At 70.9% G+C, this 19,643-nt stretch carries 17 protein-coding genes; 6 read left to right on the forward strand and 11 right to left on the reverse strand.

All coding sequences use genetic code 11. From position 1 onward, the window contains the following. Positions 1 to 3 precede the first annotated feature (3 nt). Both OG453_RS25575 and OG453_RS25580 read right to left on the reverse strand, forming a co-directional pair. The gene (locus tag OG453_RS25575; RefSeq protein ID WP_266870821.1) at positions 4 to 759 is read right to left on the reverse strand and encodes an ABC transporter permease; all 756 of its coding nucleotides are present in this window, start codon (positions 757 to 759) and stop codon (positions 4 to 6) included. A 15-nt stretch (positions 760 to 774) separates the two neighbouring features. Next, positions 775 to 1,557, reverse strand: a complete 783-nt coding sequence (locus OG453_RS25580; RefSeq protein WP_266870822.1) for an ABC transporter ATP-binding protein — start codon at positions 1,555 to 1,557, stop codon at positions 775 to 777. 84 nt (positions 1,558 to 1,641) lie between these two features. Between OG453_RS25580 and OG453_RS25585 the strand changes: the two genes are divergently transcribed. The 4 genes from OG453_RS25585 (at position 1,642) to OG453_RS25600 (ending at position 6,472) form a co-directional block, all read left to right on the forward strand. Then, positions 1,642 to 2,283 (forward strand): TetR/AcrR family transcriptional regulator, encoded by a 642-nt coding sequence (locus OG453_RS25585; protein WP_266870823.1) that lies wholly within the window; start codon positions 1,642 to 1,644, stop codon positions 2,281 to 2,283. Between the two features lie 147 nt (positions 2,284 to 2,430). Continuing rightward, positions 2,431 to 3,279, forward strand: coding sequence for a 3-hydroxyacyl-CoA dehydrogenase family protein (locus OG453_RS25590; protein WP_266870824.1), 849 nt, complete (start codon positions 2,431 to 2,433; stop codon positions 3,277 to 3,279). A 162-nt stretch (positions 3,280 to 3,441) separates the two neighbouring features. Next, a complete protein-coding gene (locus OG453_RS25595) occupies positions 3,442 to 3,765 on the forward strand; it encodes an STAS domain-containing protein (protein ID WP_016643271.1) in 324 nt (107 codons plus the stop codon). A gap of 235 nt (positions 3,766 to 4,000) precedes the next feature. Continuing rightward, on the forward strand, positions 4,001 to 6,472 hold the full coding sequence (locus OG453_RS25600; RefSeq protein WP_266870825.1) for an ATP-binding protein: 2,472 nt from the start codon (positions 4,001 to 4,003) through the stop codon (positions 6,470 to 6,472). A gap of 69 nt (positions 6,473 to 6,541) precedes the next feature. Here OG453_RS25600 and nucS read toward each other — a convergent pair whose 3' ends face one another. After that, entirely contained in the window at positions 6,542 to 7,213 is a 672-nt protein-coding gene (gene nucS / locus OG453_RS25605) for an endonuclease NucS (RefSeq protein WP_266870826.1), read from the reverse strand. 212 nt (positions 7,214 to 7,425) lie between these two features. Between nucS and OG453_RS25610 the strand changes: the two genes are divergently transcribed. Next, entirely contained in the window at positions 7,426 to 7,818 is a 393-nt protein-coding gene (locus tag OG453_RS25610; protein WP_266870828.1) for an SCO5389 family protein, read from the forward strand. 70 nt (positions 7,819 to 7,888) lie between these two features. Here OG453_RS25610 and OG453_RS25615 read toward each other — a convergent pair whose 3' ends face one another. Next, positions 7,889 to 8,959, reverse strand: a complete 1,071-nt coding sequence (locus OG453_RS25615; RefSeq protein WP_266870829.1) for an LLM class flavin-dependent oxidoreductase — start codon at positions 8,957 to 8,959, stop codon at positions 7,889 to 7,891. Positions 8,960 to 9,170: 211 nt separating this feature from the next. Between OG453_RS25615 and OG453_RS25620 the strand changes: the two genes are divergently transcribed. Beyond that, positions 9,171 to 9,509 (forward strand): ATP/GTP-binding protein, encoded by a 339-nt coding sequence (locus OG453_RS25620; protein WP_266870830.1) that lies wholly within the window; start codon positions 9,171 to 9,173, stop codon positions 9,507 to 9,509. Positions 9,510 to 9,512: 3 nt separating this feature from the next. On the opposite strand, the gene OG453_RS25625 is transcribed toward OG453_RS25620, so the two are convergent. From OG453_RS25625 to scy, 7 genes are all read right to left on the reverse strand, one after another. Further along, positions 9,513 to 10,301, reverse strand: coding sequence for an ABC transporter permease (locus tag OG453_RS25625; protein WP_266873126.1), 789 nt, complete (start codon positions 10,299 to 10,301; stop codon positions 9,513 to 9,515). A 134-nt stretch (positions 10,302 to 10,435) separates the two neighbouring features. After that, entirely contained in the window at positions 10,436 to 11,611 is a 1,176-nt protein-coding gene (locus OG453_RS25630) for an ABC transporter ATP-binding protein (RefSeq protein ID WP_266870831.1), read from the reverse strand. A 109-nt stretch (positions 11,612 to 11,720) separates the two neighbouring features. Next, complete coding sequence (locus OG453_RS25635) at positions 11,721 to 12,509, reverse strand: hypothetical protein (protein ID WP_266870832.1); 789 nt, start codon at positions 12,507 to 12,509, stop codon at positions 11,721 to 11,723. Continuing rightward, positions 12,502 to 13,272: an ABC transporter permease gene (locus OG453_RS25640; RefSeq protein ID WP_266870833.1), complete on the reverse strand. Its 771-nt coding sequence runs from the start codon at positions 13,270 to 13,272 to the stop codon at positions 12,502 to 12,504. Before OG453_RS25640 ends, OG453_RS25635 begins: the two co-directional genes overlap by 8 nt. Positions 13,273 to 13,275: 3 nt before the next feature. Then, complete coding sequence (locus OG453_RS25645) at positions 13,276 to 14,265, reverse strand: ABC transporter ATP-binding protein (RefSeq protein WP_266870834.1); 990 nt, start codon at positions 14,263 to 14,265, stop codon at positions 13,276 to 13,278. A gap of 161 nt (positions 14,266 to 14,426) precedes the next feature. Further along, on the reverse strand, positions 14,427 to 15,362 hold the full coding sequence (locus tag OG453_RS25650) for a cellulose-binding protein (protein ID WP_266870835.1): 936 nt from the start codon (positions 15,360 to 15,362) through the stop codon (positions 14,427 to 14,429). A gap of 182 nt (positions 15,363 to 15,544) precedes the next feature. Further along, a complete protein-coding gene (gene scy, locus OG453_RS25655; protein WP_266870836.1) occupies positions 15,545 to 19,417 on the reverse strand; it encodes a polarized growth protein Scy in 3,873 nt (1,290 codons plus the stop codon). Between the last annotated feature and the right edge of the window lie 226 nt (positions 19,418 to 19,643).

Below are 19,643 nucleotides of genomic sequence, written 5' to 3' on the forward strand. Positions count from 1 at the left end.
TAGTTACGCGCCCGCCGTCCGGAAGACACGTGTGCCGACCGTCACGGACACCAGGGTGAGCGCGGCCGCCGTCAGCACGCCGTACAGCATCGCCGTACTCGCGTAGTCGCCCACATAGGCGGCCCGCACCGCGTCCACGAGATAGCGGAACGGCATGAAGTGCGAGAGCACGTCCAGCCAGCCCGGCGCGAGCGCCATCGGCAGCATCAGGCCGGAGAGCAGCATCGAGGGCATGCTCACCGCGTTGATGACGGGACCGAACTCGTGCGCCTTGGAGACGAGCAGCGCCAGCGCGTACGACAGGGACGCGAGGACGACGGTGAGCACCGCCACGAAGGCGAAGCCGATGAGGATGCCGGCCAGCGGCGCCCGCAGCCCCATCGCCAGGGACGCGACGACGAGAAGCACCGCCTGGAAGACGAAGAGCGCGGCATCGCGAAGGACACGCCCGAGCAGGAGCGCGAGCCGGCTCACCGGCGTGACCCGCATCCGCTCCACCACCCCGAACTGCTTCTCGATGATGATCGCGAATCCGCTGTACGAGGCTCCGAACAGGCCGAGTTGGAGCAGCAGCCCCGGCACGAGCACCTGCCAGGAGTCGCCGCGCGAACCGAGCGGCAGATCGGTCAGGAGGGGGCCGAAGAAGAGCAGGTAGAGCAGCGGCATCAGGACGCCGAAGAGGATCTGGAACTTGGAGCGCAGGGTCTGGCGCGCGTACCGCCCGAAGATCAGGGCGGTGTCGGAGAGAAACGCAGACATGAGAGGTCCTGGGGTTCAGACGGCGACCGGCGCCGTGTCCTTGGGGGCGAGGTCGCGCCCGGTGATGGCGAGGAAGGTGTCCTGGAGCGAGGCGTCGATCGAGCCGCCGTACTGGAGCTTGAGCGAGCTCGGCGTGCCCTCGGCGACCACGAGGCCCTTGTCGATGACGACGAGGCGGTCGGAGAGCGCGTCCGCCTCGTCGAGGTAGTGCGTGGTGAGCACCACGGTGGTGCCGTGCTCGTCGCGAAGCCGCCGCACCAGCGCCCACAGATCGGCCCTGCTGCCCGGGTCGAGCCCCGTGGTCGGCTCGTCGAGGAAGAGCACGTCGGGCCGGTGCAGCAGCCCCATGGCGACGTCGAGCCGCCGCCGCTGGCCGCCGGAGAGCGCGGCGCACTTGCGGTCGAGCAGCTCGGTGAGGCCCAGGTCGTGCGCCAACTCCTCGGCGCGGGAGGCAGCCTGAGTCCTCGTCAGGCGGTAGAGGCGCCCCTGGGTGACCAGTTCCTCGCGTACGGAGATGCTGGGGTCGACGCCGCCGGACTGGGCGACGTAACCGATCCTGCGTCGGACGCCCGCCGGATCGCCTGCCAGGTCGAGGCCCGCGACGGTGGCGGCGCCGCCGGTGGGCCGCAGGAGCGTGGTGAGCATGCGCAGCGTCGTCGTCTTGCCCGCGCCGTTCGGCCCGAGGAGGCCGACGATCTCGCCGGGCGCGACGGTCAGGTCGATGCCCCGCACCGCCTCCACGGGACCGCGCTTGGTGCGGAAGGTCTGGGTGAGCCCAGCCGTGCTGATGATTGCCATGGCGACCACAAAAACAGAGTCTCTTAAATTTTGCAATGGCACCAATTTTTCAGTTGCCCAAGCAGAGGGTCGTAGGGTGGGCTCATGGCTGAAGGGCTCAGGGAACGCAAGAAGCGGCAGACCAGGCAGCGAATCTCGGACATCGCGACGGGGCTGTTCCTGGAGCACGGCTTCGTCACGGTGACGGTCGCGGAGGTCGCGGAGGCCGCGGACGTCTCCGTGAACACCGTCTACAACTACTTCCCCGCCAAGGAGGACCTGTTCCTCGACCGCGGCGAGGCCGTCGTCGACCGGCTCTCCGGCTACGTACGCGGCCGTCGCGCGGGGGAGTCCGCCGCCCATGCCGTCCTGCGTGCGCTGCGCTCGGACGTGGAGAGCGTCTCGCCCAGCATCGGCCTCTTCGCAGGATGGGCCGACTTCATGAAGGTCATCCACGAGGCCCACCCGCTGCGCTCCCGGCTCTGGGAGATCCAGCAGCAGGCGCTCGCGCATCTCACGACGACCCTCGCCGAAGAGGCGAAGGCCGCCGACGGCGACCCCATGCCCGGACTGATCGCGGGTCAGCTCTCCTGGGTCCACAGCACGCTCATGGCCTGGATCGGCGACGAGATGGTCAAGTGCCGCAAGCCCGCCGAGGTGTCCCGCGATGCCCTCGAACTCCTCGACGAGATGGAGGACCTACTGAGCGAAAAGGTCCTCAACTACGCGGTGCGGGACGCCGAATGAGCCGTACCAGTGTGATGTCCGTCATCTGAGACGTGACGCGCATCTCTTCGCCGCCACCTGGGCGCTCACGACCGCTAATGTCCGGCGAACAGGCAGACGTAAACAGCGTGTAAGCCAGGCGTGATAAGCGGTAGGGGAGTCGGAACAGTGGCAGGGAAGCTCGCCGTCATCGGAGCCGGACTCATGGGGTCCGGTATCGCACAGGTCTCCGCACAGGCGGGCTGGGACGTCGTCCTGCGCGACGTCACCGATGAGGCCCTGACCCGTGGCACCGACGGGATCAAGGCGTCGTACGACAAGTTCGTGAGCAAGGGCAAGCTGGCCGCCGAGGACGCCGAGGCGGCGCTCGGGCGCATCACGACGAGCACCGACATGGACGCCGTCGCCGACGCGGACATCGTCGTCGAGGCCGTCTTCGAGAAGCTCGAGGTCAAGCACGAGATCTTCCGTACGCTCGACAAGATCGTGCGCGAGGACGCGGTGCTCGCCTCCAACACCTCCGCCATCCCGATCACGAAGATCGCGGCCGTGACGGAGCGTCCGGAGCGGGTCGTCGGCGCGCACTTCTTCTCGCCGGTGCCGATGATGCAGCTCTGCGAACTCGTCCGCGGCTACAAGACCAGCGACGAGACCCTCGCCCGCACCCGGGAGTTCGCCGAGTCCGTCGGCAAGACCTGCATCGTCGTGAACCGCGACGTGGCCGGCTTTGTGACGACCCGTCTGATCTCCGCGCTCGTCGTCGAGGCCGCCAAGCTCTACGAGTCGGGTGTCGCCACCGCCGAGGACATCGACATCGCCTGCAAGCTCGGCTTCGGGCACGCCATGGGGCCGCTCGCGACCGCCGATCTGACGGGCGTCGACATCCTGCTGCACGCCACCAGCAACATCTACACGGAGTCCCAGGACGAGAAGTTCGCACCGCCCGAGCTGATGCGCCGGATGGTTGACGCCGGTGACATCGGACGCAAGAGCGGGCAGGGGTTCTACAAGCACTGACGCCATCTCCTCCCTTGCGGGGTCACCCCTCGGAGTGAATTCGGTATCGGTTCGCTTACAGACGGCAACTTCCTTGTCCATGCGGCAGTCAGTTGCAGTGACATACGCAGACGCCTTACGGAACAGACGTCACAGGAAACTCGGCACTCTCGGGGAGCGCATATGCACATCAGGGGCGACCAGGCCCAGCTGGTCGTCGGGGGACGCCTCGACGTACGCAGCGCGGCGGACGCCCGTACGGTCCTGCACTCGGCCGTCGACGACGGAGCCGGCGACCTGGTGCTCGACCTGTCCGAACTCGACTCGTGGGACGCCACGGGACTCGGCGTGATCATGGGCGCGCACCGGCGCGCGGGACGGTGCGGACGCCGGCTCGTGCTGCGTGATGTACCGCCCCAGATGCAGCGTCTGCTGGTGGCCACCCGGCTGCACCGGATCCTCGCGATCGAGGGTGGCATCGGGGTGGAATCGCTTCCCCGTGTGTGATCGCCGGGGATCCCCGGCGATCCGGTAGGAAACGCATCTCGCGCACAATCCTCACGAGACTGTGACGTCTCGGACGGGGCGGTACCCCGCCCGTTCGTAGATACTGAGCGAAGGTCTAGGGTTCGGTCGCCACCGATGTGAGAACCCGAGCGGGGGCACCGGACCAGAAGCGACAGCGCAGTGTGCACAAGGCCGGAGGGGGCTGTGTACACCACGCATCTGGGGGGCTTTGACCATGGACCCGATGAACCGGGGACCGGAAGAGTATGGCCAAGACGGCATGAATGACGACGATTCGGCGCGCCGATCGCGGCCACCCCGCGATCCTCTGACACCCGACTTCGGGCAGCCCGCACCCGCGCTTGCCCGCACCGTCCAGCTCATCTCGGGCGACTTCCTGCTCACCGTGAACCCGGTCGACGGCAGCGAGATAGAGCCCTGCCCGCCGGGCGAGCGGCCCTCGCGCCCCGTCAAGCGCTCCGCCGCCGAGCGCGCCGAGCTGCGCCGCGCCGCGGTGCCGCCCGTGCCGCCGGGTCCTGCGCTGCCCCGGATGCCGCTCCTCGAACGCCAGGAGGAGCGCGAGCGGCTCGTACGCCTGCTCGCGCGCGGGCGCTCGGTCCGGCTCACCGGTCCCGCGGGCTCGGGGCGCACGGCGCTCCTGAACGCCGTCGCGGAGGACTGCGCCGACCTCGCACCGGACGGCGTCGTCCGGCTCTCCGGCTACCACAAGAGCCCGGGCGATCTGCTCCAGGACCTCTTCGGGGCCGTCTACAACGCACCGCTGCACCGCCCCGACCGCACCCTGCTGCTCGAACTCGTCCATGAGATCGGGGCGGTCGTCGTCCTGGACGACCTGGAGTTCGGCGGCTCGGGCCTGGAGGAGCTGCTCGACGCGACGCCCGAGTGTGCCTTCCTGATATCCGCGACGCCCGACGTCGCGGCACCCTCCGCCGACTCGCACCTCGAAGAGGTCTTCCTCGGCGGCCTCGGCCGCAGCGGCGGCCTCGAGCTCCTGGAGCGCGGCGTCGGCCGCGTCCTGACGGACGACGAGGCGGCCTGGGCGGGCGACCTGTGGTTCGAGTCCGAGGGCCTGCCGCTGCGCTTCGTGCAGGCCGGCGCCCTGCTGCGCCAGCGCGACCAGCTGCGCGCCGACCCCAACGCCTTCGACGAGTACGGCTACTACGTAGAGGGCCCGGTCGACGCGCCCTTCGACGCCGAGGGCCACGACGTACCGCTGCCCTCGCTCGCCGACGGAGCGGCGCCCGCGGCCCTGCTCGCCTCCCGGCTGAGCCCGTCCGCCCGCACCACCCTGCGGTTCGCCGTCGCGCTCGGCGGCGAGCTGCCGCATCAGGCGCATCTGCCGGCCCTGGTGGGGAACACCCACGCGGACGCGGCCCTCGCCGAGCTGGTCTCCACCGCGCTCGTCACGCCGGTCGGCGCGCACTACCGCCTCGCCGCCGGCGTCCGCACCCAGCTGGAGACTTCCGGGTACGCCGACGACATGGCCGAGCGCGCGCAGAGCGCCGCCCAGCACTACGCCTGGTGGGCCGGGCACCCCTCGGTCAGCCCCGAGCGGGTAGCGGCCGAGGCGGACGCCGTGCTCGCCGCGCTCGGCGTCCTGGTCGCCGGGCGGCCGGGGCAGACCTCAGGCGCCGTGGGAGGCGAGCAGAGCGCCGCCGTGCTGCTGGCCCGCACCGTCGCGCCCGCCTTCGCCGGCGGGCTCAACTGGGGCGCGTGGGAGCGTGCTCTGCGGTCGGGCCAGGAGGCCGCGCGCACCGCCGGTGAGGTCGCCGAGGAGGCGTACTTCCACCACGAGCTCGGCATCCTCGCGCTCTGCGGCGGCCACCTCGACCGGGCCCGCGCCGAGCTGGAGGCCTCCATCGGCCTGCGCGGCGCCCTCGCCGACAAGCGCGGCATGATCGCGGGCCGCAGGGCCCTCGCGCTGGTCGCCGACCGCTCCGGCGGCGCGCTGCCCGGCGGCCGCACGGCCGCGGGCGAGGAAGTGCCCGACGCGCGCTACGAAGAGTCGGCGTCGCCCCCGGGCGGCGTCCCCGCGGCGTTCTCGCTGCCTGGGCCGCCCCCGGAGCCCGAGACGCTGGTGACCCGCAAGGCCACGCCCGCCGGGGGCTCCGGCGCGGCACCGACCCGCCGCTCCATCGTGAGCGGCACCCGGCGCAACCTGGTGGCGGCGGGCGCGGGAGCCCTCCTCGCCGCCGTGCTCGGCACGGTGGTGACGCTGGGCGCGACGTCCGGGAACGACGATCCGCCGCCGGACAAGGTCAAGACGGAGCAGTCGGCGAGCGAGGACCGCGACGACGACGGCCTGACCGCCGACAAGCCGGCGAAGGACTCGACGAGCCGTCCTGAGGACACGGACCAGGGTGTGCCGGGCACTTCGGACGAGCCGAGCGAAAGCGGCGAACCGTCGGACGACCCGAGCGGCAGCGACAAGCCGTCGGACGACCCGTCCGACGACCCGACGACGACGAAGCCGCCCACGACCAAGCCGCCCACCACGACGAAGCCGCCGACCACGAAGCCGCCCACGACCAAGCCCCCGACGACGAAGCCGCCCACGACGAAGCCGCCGACGACGCCGCCGCCGACGACCACGGACCCGACCTCGGATCCGCCGTCGTCCCCGGACACCTCGGACTCGGCGAGCGGCCCGGCGACGAGCAGCGAGCCCGCGTCGCCGAGCATCTGATGTACGAAAAGAGGAGGGCCGGGTCCATCAGGACCCGGCCCTCACGTACGTACGGAAACCGACGGAAGACTAGAACAGCCGCAGCTTGTCGTCCTCGATGCCGCGCATCGCGTTGTAGTCCAGGACGGTGCAGCCGATACCCCGGTCCGTGGCGAGCACGCGCGCCTGGGGCTTGATCTCCTGGGCGGCGAAGATGCCCTTGACCGGTGCGAGGTGCGGGTCGCGGTTGAGGAGCTCCAGATAGCGGGTGAGCTGCTCGACGCCGTCGATCTCACCGCGCCGCTTGATCTCGACGGCGACGGTCTGCCCGTCGGCGTCACGGCAGAGGATGTCCACCGGGCCGATCGCCGTCATGTACTCGCGGCGGATCAGGGAGTAGCCGTCGCCGAGGGTCTCGATCCGGTCGGCGAGCAGTTCCTGAAGGTGTGCTTCTACGCCGTCCTTGATGAGGCCGGGATCGACGCCGAGTTCGTGCGAGGAGTCGTGCAGGATCTCCTCCATCGTGATGATGAGCTTCTCGCCCGCCTTGTTCACGACGGTCCAGACGCCGGCGTCGTCCCCCGAACCCTCCTTCAACGTGCAGGGCGGGGACATCCAGTTGAGGGGTTTGTAGGCCCGGTCGTCCGCGTGGATCGAGACACTGCCGTCCGCCTTCACAAGGATCAGGCGGGGGGCCGACGGGAGATGGGCGGTGAGCCTGCCCGCGTAATCCACGGAGCATCGGGCAATGACGAGACGCATGGGGCGCAACGCTACTCGACACCAGGTGGTGCGCGCGATTTCGCCGTCGATGGGGCTGTTCGATCCTGGCCGGTTATGTGCCCAATCTCCTGGTGCGGTGCCGGTCCGATGCTTACCGTATAAGCAGGAGGTCGTCATGCGTGCACTCTGCGTATGCAGACTTCTTCCCTGTCCGTAAGCCCCCGCTCCCCGGGGGTGCGAGAGGAGAACCCATGTCGCTCGACGTCTCACCGGCACTGTTGGAACAGGCCGAGCGAGGCGAGGTCGATGAAGCGGAATTCGTCGACTGCGTCCGGACCTCCCTGCCCTACGCATGGGAGATGATCAGCTCCCTGGTGGCCCAGCTGAAGGTTGACGGCGGAGAGTTCGCCGACAATCAGACGCCGCCGCCCGACGAGCAGGCGCGTGGCCAGCTGCTGCGCGCACTCGCGAGTGACGCGATCCGCGGTGCGCTGCAACGGCACTTCGGCGTGCGCCTGGCATTCCAGAACTGCCACCGTGTGGCGGTGTTCCCCCTGGATGCTTCCGTGGACGACCGGCTGGCCCGATTCACCTCGATCCGAGGTCAGTTGCTCAATCAGTCACCCGAACTGCGGGACTGCTGACGCCTGTTGCTGCCGCTCCGTACGCGGGAGGTGTTCTAGTACCGGAGCGGCAGCTCCCCGCCCCGGCGGCTCAGCCCAGCTGGGGCAGCACCTCGGCGCCCAGCCTGCGGACGTTCTCCTCCGTCGTGGACAGATCTCCCGAGCCCTCGACAAGCAGCGCGAAGCGTGTGATGCCCGTCCGCTCCGAGGTCGCCGAGATCCGGTCGGCGCACACCTGGGGGGTGCCCACCGGGTGGATGCCGCAGAGCAGTTCGGTGTACGCGAGCGGGTCCCGCATCGCCCGCGCCCGGCCGTCGACCGTGACATGCGCGTCCAGTCCCTGCTTCAGCCAGCCCGGCATCGCCTTCTGCAGCGTCTCCGCCGCTTCCAGGCGCCGGTCCGCGATCTGCGCGACCCCGGCGGAGACGTGCGCGGCCGTGTGGATCTCCTCCGGCGTGCGCCCCGAGGCGCGCGCGTGCCTGCGCCACAACGCCACCATTTCGGCCTTCTCCTCGTCGCCGACATGCATGCCGAGCAGCATCGGCAGACCGCGCTCCGCAGCGAGCCGCACGCTCGACGGCGAGGTGCAGGCGACGATCAGCTCGGGGCCGCCCACCGCCTCCGGAGTGTCGGCGCCCGAGGCGTCCGAGACGTCCGAGCCGGGCAGGGCCTCTTGCGGGCGGGGCACCACGGCGACCTCGCGGAAGGCGAAGCGGCCGTTCTCGCTGGCGACCCGGGGCTCGGTCAGCCACCGCAGCAGCAGATCGAGGGACTCCGGGAAGCCCTTCTCGTACGCGTCGAGACCGGAGCCGAAGACCTCCAGGTCCACCCATGGCCCGCCGCGCCCCACACCCAGCGAGAAGCGCCCGCCGGACGTCACGTGCAGCAGCGCCGCCTGCTCGCCGAGCGCGACGGGATGCGCGGTCGGCAGCACGCTCACGGCGGTGCCGACGCGGATGCGCCGCGTACGCCCGAGAAGGAGCGCGGCGAGGGTCACGGCGGACGGACACGTGCCGTACGGCACGAAGTGGTGCTCGGCGAGCCAGACCGCGTCCAGACCCGCCTCCTCGGCCACCTCGGCGGACCGCACCGCACGGTGCAGCGCCTCCCCCTGCCCCTGTCCGGGGAACTGGGCGGCCAGAACAAAACTACCTACACGCATCGCACTCCTGCCTCCTTGGCGCCGACGCAGGCACTCCCCCTACGGGCAACAACGCGTGACACGTGCCAAAGGCACGGCCTGGCATGAAGATTGACGGATTTTCTGCGCAATGCAGGGGGGATCTGTGGGGATTGGTGCAGGACGCCTACCCCTGAGGGCGACGCGTAGGCTGGACACACCCCTGAACCCCGTACATCCAGTGAGGTGTCCTGTGTCCCCGCGTCGCAACCGCCCCAAGGGCGCCGGAGCCGGAGAAGACAGTCCGCGTGCGGACGCGGAGCCTTCGGGCCGCTACGGCGGCTTCCAGCGGGCCGAGAGCTGGCAGGACGAGCAGTGGAGCGTGCGCCATGTCGCGGGCGCGAGCGCGGCGGGCAAGACCTACCGCTGCCCCGGCTGCGACCAGGAGATCCCGTCCGGCATGGCGCATGTGGTGGCCTGGCCCGAGCACTCGGGCGTGGACGAGCGCAGGCACTGGCACAAGGCCTGCTGGAACGCGAAGGACCGCCGCACCTCGCGGGTGCAGCGGTCCCGTAACGCGCCTCGGTACTGAGGATCAGACGTCGCGCTTCTCCAGAAGCGCGAAGGCGCCGACGATCGCGGCCAGCGTCACGACGATCAGCAGCACCAGCTGCGAGTTGCCGTTGCCCGAGCCGGTGTCGATCTGGAAGATCTTGGCGAGCGAGTTGGGCGCGTTGTAGTCCATCATCTTCTCGCCCACGCTGCGGGTGCTCTCCGAGATCAGCAGGAACGCGGGCAGGATCGCGGGCACCAGGACCAGGCCCAGCATCGCGGTGATCGCGCCCGCCGAGTGGCGCAGCATCGAGCCGACCGCCAGGGCGAGGACGCCCAGGAGCGAGACGTAGAGGCCGCCCTTGAGGACCGTGCCGCCCCACGCCACGTCGCCCGCCTCAGAGCCGCTGTGCATCCCCGACGTCATGGCGCCCACCAGGAAGATGGACGCCGCCGAGACGACGAAGGCGATCACGAAGAAGACCACGATCTTCGCGGCGAGGACGCGGTAGCGCTGCGGCGACGCCGTGAACGTCGTACGGATCATGCCCGTGCCGTACTCGGACGACGTCACCAGGACGCCGAGCGTGATCAGGCAGATCTGGCCGAGGACCAGACCGAAGAACGCCGGGATGGTGAACGGCACGTCCAGATAGTCACGGGGTTCCGTCTGCGCGGCGACGAGCAGGCCGATGCCGATGACCAGGAGGAGGAAGACGCCGAGCGTCCACATCGTCGAGCGGACCGACTTGATCTTCGTCCACTCGGAGGCCAGGGCGTTGCCGATGTGGGTCTTCTTGACCGGGATCGGCGAGGTGTAGGCGTTGCTCATCGCCTGCTGCCAGGCGGAGGGCGGCGCGGGCGCGGCGGGCGGGGGAGCCATCGGGGCGCCCTGCGGCATGGGGGCGCCGGCCTGTGCGTACGCCTGCTGGGGCTGCGCCTGCGGCTGCGGAGTCGGAGGCGTGGTCATCGGGCATCCTCGTTGTCGGTGGCGCTCTTGGTCATCTCAGGTGCGGGGGCGGCCGCGTACGGGTTGGGGGTGCCCTGAGGCGGGCCCTGCGGGGCGCCCTGCTGCATCGCGAAGGGCTGACCGCCCTGCTGGGGCGGCGGCGGTGCGTACCACCCGGGCTGGCCCTGGCCGGGCACGGGCATCTGGCCCTGCGGCGGCATGCCACCGGGCATGGCGCCCTGCTGCACGGGCTGCTGCAGGCCCGCCCGCTGGTCGACCGTGGAGCGGTAGTCGACGGCGCCCTGCGTCATCCGCATGTACGCCTCTTCCAGCGAGGCCTGGTGCGGGGAGAGCTCCCACACGCGGACGTCCGCGCCGTGCGCGAGGTCGCTGATGCGGGGCAGCGGAAGCCCGGTGACCCGGAGCGCGCCGTCCTGCTCGGGCAGGACCTGGCCGCCGGCCTCGGTCAGCGCGGCCGTCAGCTTCTCGCGCTGCTGCGGCTCGCTGTCCGGCGTACGCACCCGGGCGAAGTCGGCGGAGTTGTGCGAGATGAAGTCCTTGACGCTCATGTCCGCGAGCAGCTGCCCGCGGCCGATCACGATCAAGTGCTCGGCGGTCAGCGCCATCTCGCTCATCAGGTGCGAGGAGACGAAGACCGTACGCCCCTCGGCCGCGAGGGACTTCATCAGGTTCCTGACCCAGAGGATGCCCTCGGGGTCGAGGCCGTTGACCGGCTCGTCGAAGAGCAGCACCTGCGGGTCGCCCAGGAGAGCGGCCGCGATGCCCAGGCGCTGGCCCATGCCGAGCGAGAAGCCCTTGGAGCGCTTCTTCGCCACGTCCTGGAGGCCCACGACGCCGAGCACCTCGTCGACCCGGCGGGCCGGGATGCCGGAGAGCTGCGCCAGGCACAGGAGGTGGTTACGGGCGTGCCGGCCGCCGTGCACCGCCTTGGCGTCGAGCAGGGCGCCGACCTGGCGCGGGGCGTTGGGGAGCTTGCGGTACGGGTAGCCGCCGATCGTCACCTGGCCCGTGGTGGGTTGGTCGAGCCCGAGGATCATGCGCATCGTCGTCGACTTGCCGGAGCCGTTGGGGCCCAGGAAGCCGGTGACGGTGCCGGGTCGCACCTGAAAGGAAAGGTTGTACACGGCTGTCTTGGCGCCGTAGCGCTTCGTCAGGCCGACTGCCTCGATCATTCTCCGCACCCATCGAATGGTTCAGGACGTCGGGGCACACGCCCCCGTAAGGGTTAGGAGGATATAGCCGAGCTGACGGTTCCAGCCAAGAGAGGGTAAAAGTGCGGCATCACGGGAAACCCGGCTGTGGCAGCGCCCAGCCCGCGTCGGCGAAGGCGCGCCTGCCGCGATCGCGCAGCTCGCGGTCCGCGGCGGCCTTGCGCACCCAGTCGGCGGGACCGGGCCCGAGCAGCCCGCGCAGGGCGGCCGAATCCGCGATGAGCGAGGCGAGCAGCGCCGCCTGGTCGCCGCCGCCGGGGCGTGGCAGGCCCGACCGCGGATCGGCGAGGACGCCGTACGTACTGACGTAGAGATACGCGCCGTCGAGCCGCTCACCGGACGGCAGTGTCATCGCGAAGTCGCCGCCCGGAAGCAGCGCCCGCCGGTAGTTGGGCAGCTCCGTGTCGTCGACCACACGGAACTGGTCCTGATCCAGCCAACTCACGACCAGGGAGGTTTCGACCGCCGGGTCCAGGTAAGGGGCGGCCGCCACATACCCGGCACGCCCGATGTGCGCCGAGCAGCCCACCGCGACGCCGCGCACCCGCATCGGGACCATCGGCACGGCGGAGGTGATGCCGCGCCGGGCCAGTTTGTACGCGACCTGCGCGGGCGAGGCGTTCGATCCCACGGCGATGACGGGGTGCCTGCGGCCGGTGGGCGCCTCGCCCCGCCCGCTCAGCGTCTCGTCGAGCGTCAGCCCCGCCACGGGCCACTGGCCGAGCGGCAGCGGACGTACATCGAGGGGGAGCAGCTCGTCGCCGGCCAGGACGGCGGGCCAGGGGGCCGGACGCCCCGGATACGTCAGCGGCCGCAGGGCGGGCACCTCGTCGAGGCCGAGCGCCGAGAGGCTAGGCATCACGCTTCTTCAACAGGGCGTAGCCGCCGATCAGGGCGACCACGACCCACGCCACCATGATCGCGAGCCCGCCCCACGGACCGTACGGAGTGTCGTCGTCCAGCGGCGTCTTCACCTGCATGATTTTGCTTCCGGCCTGGTCGGGGAGGTAGCGGCCGACCTTCTTCGTGGCCGATACGTTGCCCAGGATGCTGGAGATCAGGAAGAAGAACGGCATCAGGATGCCGAGCGAGAGCATCGGGCTGCGCAGCATCGTGGCGACGCCCATCGAGAACATCGCGATGAGCGCCATGTAGAGCCCGCCGCCGATGACCGCGCGCAGCACACCGGGATCGCCGATCTCGGCCCTGTGCTCGCCGAGCATCGCCTGCCCCACGAAGAACGCGATGAAGCTCGTCACGATGCCGACCGCAAGCGAGAGCAGCGTGGCGACCGCGACCTTGCTGAACATGAAGGTGCCGCGCTGCGGGACCGCGGAGAGCGAGGTGCGGATCATGCCGGTGCTGTACTCGTTCGAGACGACGAGCACACCAAAGACGATCATCGCGAGCTGGCCGAGGCTCATCCCGGCGAAGCTGGTGAAGGTCGGGTCGAAGACCCTGCGGTCCTGGGCGTTGAGGCTGTCGTAGTCGTTCTTCGCCAGGATGCTGATCAGCAGGCCGAGCCCGACCGTGACGACCACGGCGAGCCCCAGCGTCCACACGGTCGACGCGACCGAGCGGATCTTGGTCCACTCCGACTTCAGGACTTGCGTCGCGGCCATCGCTCAGGACCCCTTCTTCTGCTGCTGCCAGCCCGCGCCCCAGTCCGCGGCCTGCTGCGGGGGCGGCGGTGCGCCGGGCCCTTCATGGTCGGCGTGCGCGTGATACTCCACCGACTCCGCGGTCAGCTGCATGAACGCCTCTTCCAGGGAGGCCTGTTGAGGGCTCAGCTCATGGAGGACGAGCTGATGCCGGGCGGCGATTTCCCCGAGCTTCTCCGGGGGCGTGCCGTCGATCTCCAGGGAGCCGCTGCCCGTCTCGACGGCGGTGATGCCCTCCTGGTGCAGCACGTCGAGGAGCCGTTCGCGCTGCGGGGAGCGCATTCGGACGTACGAGCGTGAGTTCTGCTGGATGAAGTCCGACATGGAGGTGTCGGCGAGGAGCCGGCCCTGGCCGATGACGACCAGATGGTCGGCGGTCAGCGCCATCTCACTCATCAGGTGCGAGGAGACGAAGACCGTACGGCCCTGCGAGGCGAGGGACTTCATCAGGTTGCGGATCCAGTGGATGCCCTCGGGGTCGAGGCCGTTGACCGGCTCGTCGAACATCAGGATCTCGGGGTCGCCGAGCAGCGCGCCCGCGATGCCAAGGCGCTGGCCCATGCCGAGCGAGAAGCCCTTGGCCTTCTTCTTGGCGACCTGGGTCAGGCCGACGGTGTCCAGGACCTCGTGGACGCGGGCGCGCGGGATGCCGTTGCTCTGCGCGAGGCAGAGAAGGTGATTGAAGGCGCTGCGCCCGCCGTGCATGGCCTTGGCATCGAGGAGGGCGCCGATGTACTTCAGCGGGTCCCTCAGCTGCGCGTACCGCTTGCCGTCGATACGGACGTTCCCCGCCGAGGGATTGTCGAGCCCGAGCATCATCCGCATGGTCGTGGACTTGCCCGCGCCGTTGGGGCCGAGGAAGCCGGTGACGATGCCCGGGTGCACGGTGAAGGTCAGATGGTTGACGGCGACCTTCTCGCCGTACCGCTTGGTCAGCCCCTCGAGCTCGATCATGCGCCAACGCTAAAACGGGCTAGAGCCCCCTGCCACTTGGACAGGGGGCTCTATACGCGCCTTGGGGGGAGTGCCCCTTTAGGGGCGCGGGGCTGTACTAATCTGCGGCTCCGCCGCGTGGGCGCGACAAGCCACAGCGGACCCGCAGTGTCCCCACGACGCTATCGCGTCTGCTGAGCAGGCACCCCGCGGGTGATCGGCTCGTCCTCGGCAGGCGTACCCGCCGCGGCGACGGCCGCACCCGTGAGGGTGGCCAGCATCTCGCGAACGTTGGTCAGCTGAGCATTGATGGAGTCGCGACGGTTCGTCAGAGCGGCAAGCTCCCGCTCCGACTCGCTCCGAATCCGGTCAGCCTTGGCATTGGCATCGGCGACGATGTCCTCTGCCTGACGCTGAGCCGTCTCCACCGTCTGCCGGGCGCGACGCTCGGCATCCGTGCGCAGCTTCTCCGCCTCGAGGCGAAGCTGCTCCGCGCGGTGCTCGATCTCCGCGAGGCGCTTCTCCGCCTTCGCCTGCCGCGAGGCAAGGTCACGCTCCGACTGCTCGCGGCGCTTGGCGAGGTTCGTCTCGAAGTCGGCGGCGGCCTGGGCGGCCTTCGCGCGGGTCTCCTCGAAGAGGGCGTCCGCCTCCTCGCGCTTGGACTGAGCGTCCTTCTGCGCCTCGGTACGCAGCGCACCCGCCTCGCCCTTGGCCTTCTCGACGATCCGGACGCCCTCGTCCTCCGCCTTGGCCTTGCGCTCGGCGGCGAACGACTCGGCGTCGTTGCGCACCTGCTGGGCCGCCGACTCGGCGAGCTCGCGGTGCTGCTCGGCGGCGCGACGGGCCTCCTCGCGCAGGTCCTTCGCCTCCTCCTCGGCGAGGCGGAGGATCTTCTCGACGCGGGCACCGAGACCGGCGTACGACGGCTCGGCGTCGGCTACCTGGGCCTGGGCGTTCTGCGTCTCGAGGTGCAGTTCCTCGATGCGCTTTTCCAGAGCAGTGATACGTGCGAGAGCGCTGTCACGGTCGGAGACGAGCTTGGAGATACGTTCGTCCACCTGAGCGCGGTCGTACCCACGCCGCACAAGCTCGAAGCCGTAGGGGGAAGTGTCGCTCATGGGGTTCCTGTCGAATGAGACCGGTGAGGTGATAGAGGGAATCCTAGGGGTCCAAGCGGCGTGTCATCGAGCAGATGCCCGTTTGATCTGGAGAATGACACCCCTTTTGAGTGGCTAACCGCCAGAGCACTTGCCAGGGACAGTGCCGAAGGTCCTTTCAAAGCACGGCAGAAGCTCCTTGGCTAGCCCTCAGACGTCTTGCCACCCGATCGAGTTGACCCCGCCGCCGCACCGGCCTTGACGCCCCCCGTGCCGGAGCCGCCGTTCGACGGCGGTTTCGCGCCGGCTGCCGGGGCCTCAAAAGATTCCAACGCCTCGAGCACGTCCTGGACACGGGAAATCTCGGCGTTGATGTCCTCGCGCCGCCGGACGAGCACTTCGAGCTCGCGCTTGCCCTCGGAGACCATCCGCTCGGCCTCGGCCTCCGCCTCCGCCGTGACCCGCTCGGCGTCGCGCACCAGGCCGGCCACCTTCGTCTCGGCCTCCTTGAGCAGCCCCTCGGCCTTCTTCACGGCGGAGATACGCACCTTGGCGGCCTCGGAACTCGCGTCCGACACCAGCTCCTTGGCCTTCGCCTCGGCCTCGGCACGCTGCTCCTCGGCGGCCTTCACAAGCGCGTCGCAGCGCTCGCCCGCGGACTTCATCGCCTCGGCGGACTCGCGGCGCGCACGCTCGTGCAGCTCCTCGATCTCGGCGGTCAGACGGTCGCGCTGCTCCTCGGAGCGCTCCCTTATGGCCGTCGCGTCGCGGCGGGCGCCGACGAGCAGCTCGTCCGCGTCCGTACGGGCCTTCTCCACCGCGGAGTTGCCCTCGACCGTCGCCTCGGAGACAAGCCGGTCGGCCTCCGTGCGGGCCGCGCCGACCATCGTGTCGGCCTGCGCCTCCGCGTCCGTGGTCGCCTTGAGCGCCTTCTCCTGGGCGTCGGACGTCAGCTTCTCGGCCTCGGCCGCCGCCTCCGTGATGAGCGTGTCGACCTGCTCGGCAGCCTCCGAGCGGCGCTTGTTGGCCGCCTGACGCGCCTCGTCCAGGGTGCGCTCGGCCTCCTCCCGCGCCTGCGAGGTGAGCCGCTCGGCCTCGGCCGCGGCCTCCGCCTTGACGCGCTCGGACTCGGACCGGATGCGCTCGGCGTGCTGCTGGGCCGAGCCCACCGTCTCGGCGGCGTCCGCGCGAAGCCGCTCGGCGTCGCCCGTGGCGTCCGAGATGAGCTTCTCGGCCTTCGCCACCGAGTCCGTGCGCTGCCGGTCGGCCTCGGCGGTCGTCTCCGTCTGCAGCCGCTCGGCCTCGCCGCGAGCCTCGCCGATCAACTGGTCGGCCTGGTTCGCGGCGTCGCTGCGGATGCGGTTGGCGTCCTCGCGGGCGTCGGCACGCGTGCGTGAGGCGTCCTGCTCGGCCGATGCGATCGCGTCCGAGGCTTCCGTACGCGAACGCTGGGCGATCTCGGAAGCCTCCGAGCGCAGCCGCTCGGCCTCCGCGATCGCGTCCGAAACCGTGCGCTCCGCGAGGGACTTGGCGGCCTCGGCCTCGTCGTTCGCCTCGCGCCGGGTGCGGTTGGCGTCCTCCGTGGCGCGCTCACGCTCGGCGTAGGCGTCCGCGCGGACGCGGTCCGCCTCCTCCTGCGCCTCGGTCCTCGTACGCTCCGCCGCGTGCTCGGCGGCGCTGCGCAGGCCCGCGACCTCGTCCTGCGCGCTCTCGTGCAGGCCGGCCACGGAGTCCCGTACGGACTGCGCGGTCTGCTCGGCGCTGGAGACCATTTCGGTCGCCCTGCGGTCGGCCTCCTCGACCAGGCGGACGGCCTCGGCCTGTGCCTCCTCGACGCGCTTGCGGGCGGAGGCGAGCAGCTCCTCGCTCTGCTCGCGGGCCCGCTCGCGCTCCTGATCGGCCTCGCCGCGCGCGGAGCTGAGGGTCTCCTCGGCCTCGCGGTGACGCCGCGCGGCCTCCTCCTGGGCGGCGGAAAGCGCCTCCGCGGCCTCGGTGGAGATGCGCTCGGCGGCGGTGGCGGCCTCCGCGCGGACCCGGTCCGCGGACTCCTGGGCCTCCGACTTGAGCCGCTCCGCCTCGGCGGCGGCCTCCGAACGCAGCCGCACGGCGACGTTCTCGCCCTCGGCGCGCGCCTGCGAGGCGTCCGAAGCGGCCTCCGTGCGCAGCCGCTCGGCCTCGGTCTCGGCCTGCGCCTGCAGGGTGCGGATCCGCTCGGCGGCCTCCGTGCGCAGCCGGTCCGTCTCGTCGGCGGCTTCCTTGCGGATGCGCTCGGCCTCCGCGCGGGCGTCGGTCAGCGCCTGCTCGGCGGCGGCCAGGCGCTCCTCGGCCTCCGTGTGCAGGCGCGTCAGCTCGTCGGCGGCCTCGGACTTCCGTGCCGCTATCGCCCGCTCGGTCTCGTCGTGCAGCGCCCGCGCGGCGTCCTCGGCCTCCGACTTCGTGGCCTCGGCCTGCTCGGCGGCCTCCTCGCGGTGCCGCTCGGCCTCCGCGCGGGTGCGCTCAAGGGTCTCCTCGGCCTGCTTGCGCAGGGTCGTGGCGCGCTCGATGGCCTCGGTGCGGACCCGCTCGCTCTCGGTGGTCGCGGCCGACTTCAGCTCGTCCGCGTCGGCCTTCGCCTTGGCGAGCAGCTCCTCGGCGGACTTGGCCGCCTCCTCGATCTTCTGGACGGCCTCGCGCCGGGCCTCGCCACGGATCCGCTCGCCCTCGGCGACCGCGTCGGCCCGCAGCTGCTCGGCCTCGCCGCGCAGCCTGCGCGCCTCCTCCTGCAGCTCGACGGTCTTGGCGCGGTACTCCTTGGTGTCGTCCTTCGCCGCGCCCTTGAGCTGCTCGGCGATGTCGTGCGCCTCGCCGCGCAGCCGGTCCGCCTCCGCCTCGGCCTCCGAGCGGATCCGCTCGGCCTCCTCGGTGGCGGACTTCGTCGTCTCCTTGGCGTCCTTCGAAGCCTTGTCGAGTACGTCCTCCGCCGTACGGGCCGCCTTGGCGAGCTGACCCGCGGTCTCCTCGGCGGTGATCGTGCGGGCCTTCTCGCCGGCGTCCTTGATCAGCTTCTCGGCCTCGGCGCGGGCGTCGGCGACGACCTGCTCGGCCTCGGCCTTCGTGGCCTCGGCTTCCTTCGTGGCCTCGCCGACCAGGCGGGCGACCTGCTCCTTGGCCGTACGCGTGCGCTGTTCGTTGGCGCCCTCGGCGGCCGACAGCTGCTTGGCCGCGGCCTCCTTCGCCTCGGCGACGACCTTGTCGGCCTCCGTGCGCGCCTCGCGCAGCGCCGTCTCGGCCTCCGCCATCCGCTGCTCGGCGGCCCGGCTCGCCTCGGTGGCCTGACGGCGCGCCTGCTCGGACTCGGTGGCCGTGGTCGAGCGCAGGCTCTCCGCGTGGTCGGTGGCCTCCTGCGCCTGCGTCGACGCGGCGTTCAGGAGGCGCTCGGCGTCCGTGCGGGCCCGGCGCGTGATCGACTCGGCCTCCGCGCGGGCGGACTCGGCGTCGCTCGACATGCGCTGCCGCGCCTCTTCGGCGACGCGCTCGGCCTCGGCGCGGGCGGCGGCCAGGGCCTGGTCGGCCTCGGCGCGGGACTCGTCGAGCAGACGGCGCGCCTGCTGTTCCGTACGCGCGCGCAGCTGCTCGGCCCACGCCACGTTCTCGTTGACGTGCGACTCGACGGTCTGGCGGCGCTCGGACAGCTCCTGGTCGAGCTGCTGACGGCGCGACACCGCCTCGGAGTGCAGCTCGGACTGGAGCCTGGCCTGCTGCTCGGCGTGCTCCTGGAGGATGCGCTGGGTCTGCGCCCTGGCGTCCCGCAGCTCGCGCTCGGCGTCCTGGCGCAGCTGATCGGCCTGGATCTGGGCGTTACGGAGCAACTGCTCGGCCTGGTAGCCGATGTCCGCGCCGTCATAGGCAGGGCGGGACGCGAGGTTGCGGCGCGCCTCGTGCAGCTTGGCGCGCAACACCTCGACCTGGTAGCCGAGGTCCTCGGCGTGCTGAACAGCCTTCTCTCGTTCGGTCTTCAGCCGGTCCATCTCGGCCTCGAACCGCGAAAGATGGTCCGTCTCAGCCCGCGAGCTCTCTTGGCGTTCGTAGCCCCGCACTGCGCGGTCCCATCCGTCCCCTGGTCGCAAGTCCTGAAGTACGAGCCCTGTCCATCCGCCGAACGGGGCCCCCGGGGAATGGTGTCAGATCAACAGCGGAGCATGGGCTGCTGCCCCGACGCTCGTCCCCCGAAACCCGGACCCCGGCACGCGGCCGCCCAGCGTACGGACGACCGGCCGCCCAGACTTCGGACGGCCGACCCCAACCTTACCGGCCCAAGTATGC

The sequence above is a fragment of the Streptomyces sp. NBC_01381 genome (assembly GCF_026340305.1).
Taxonomy (GTDB): Bacteria; Actinomycetota; Actinomycetes; order Streptomycetales; family Streptomycetaceae; genus Streptomyces.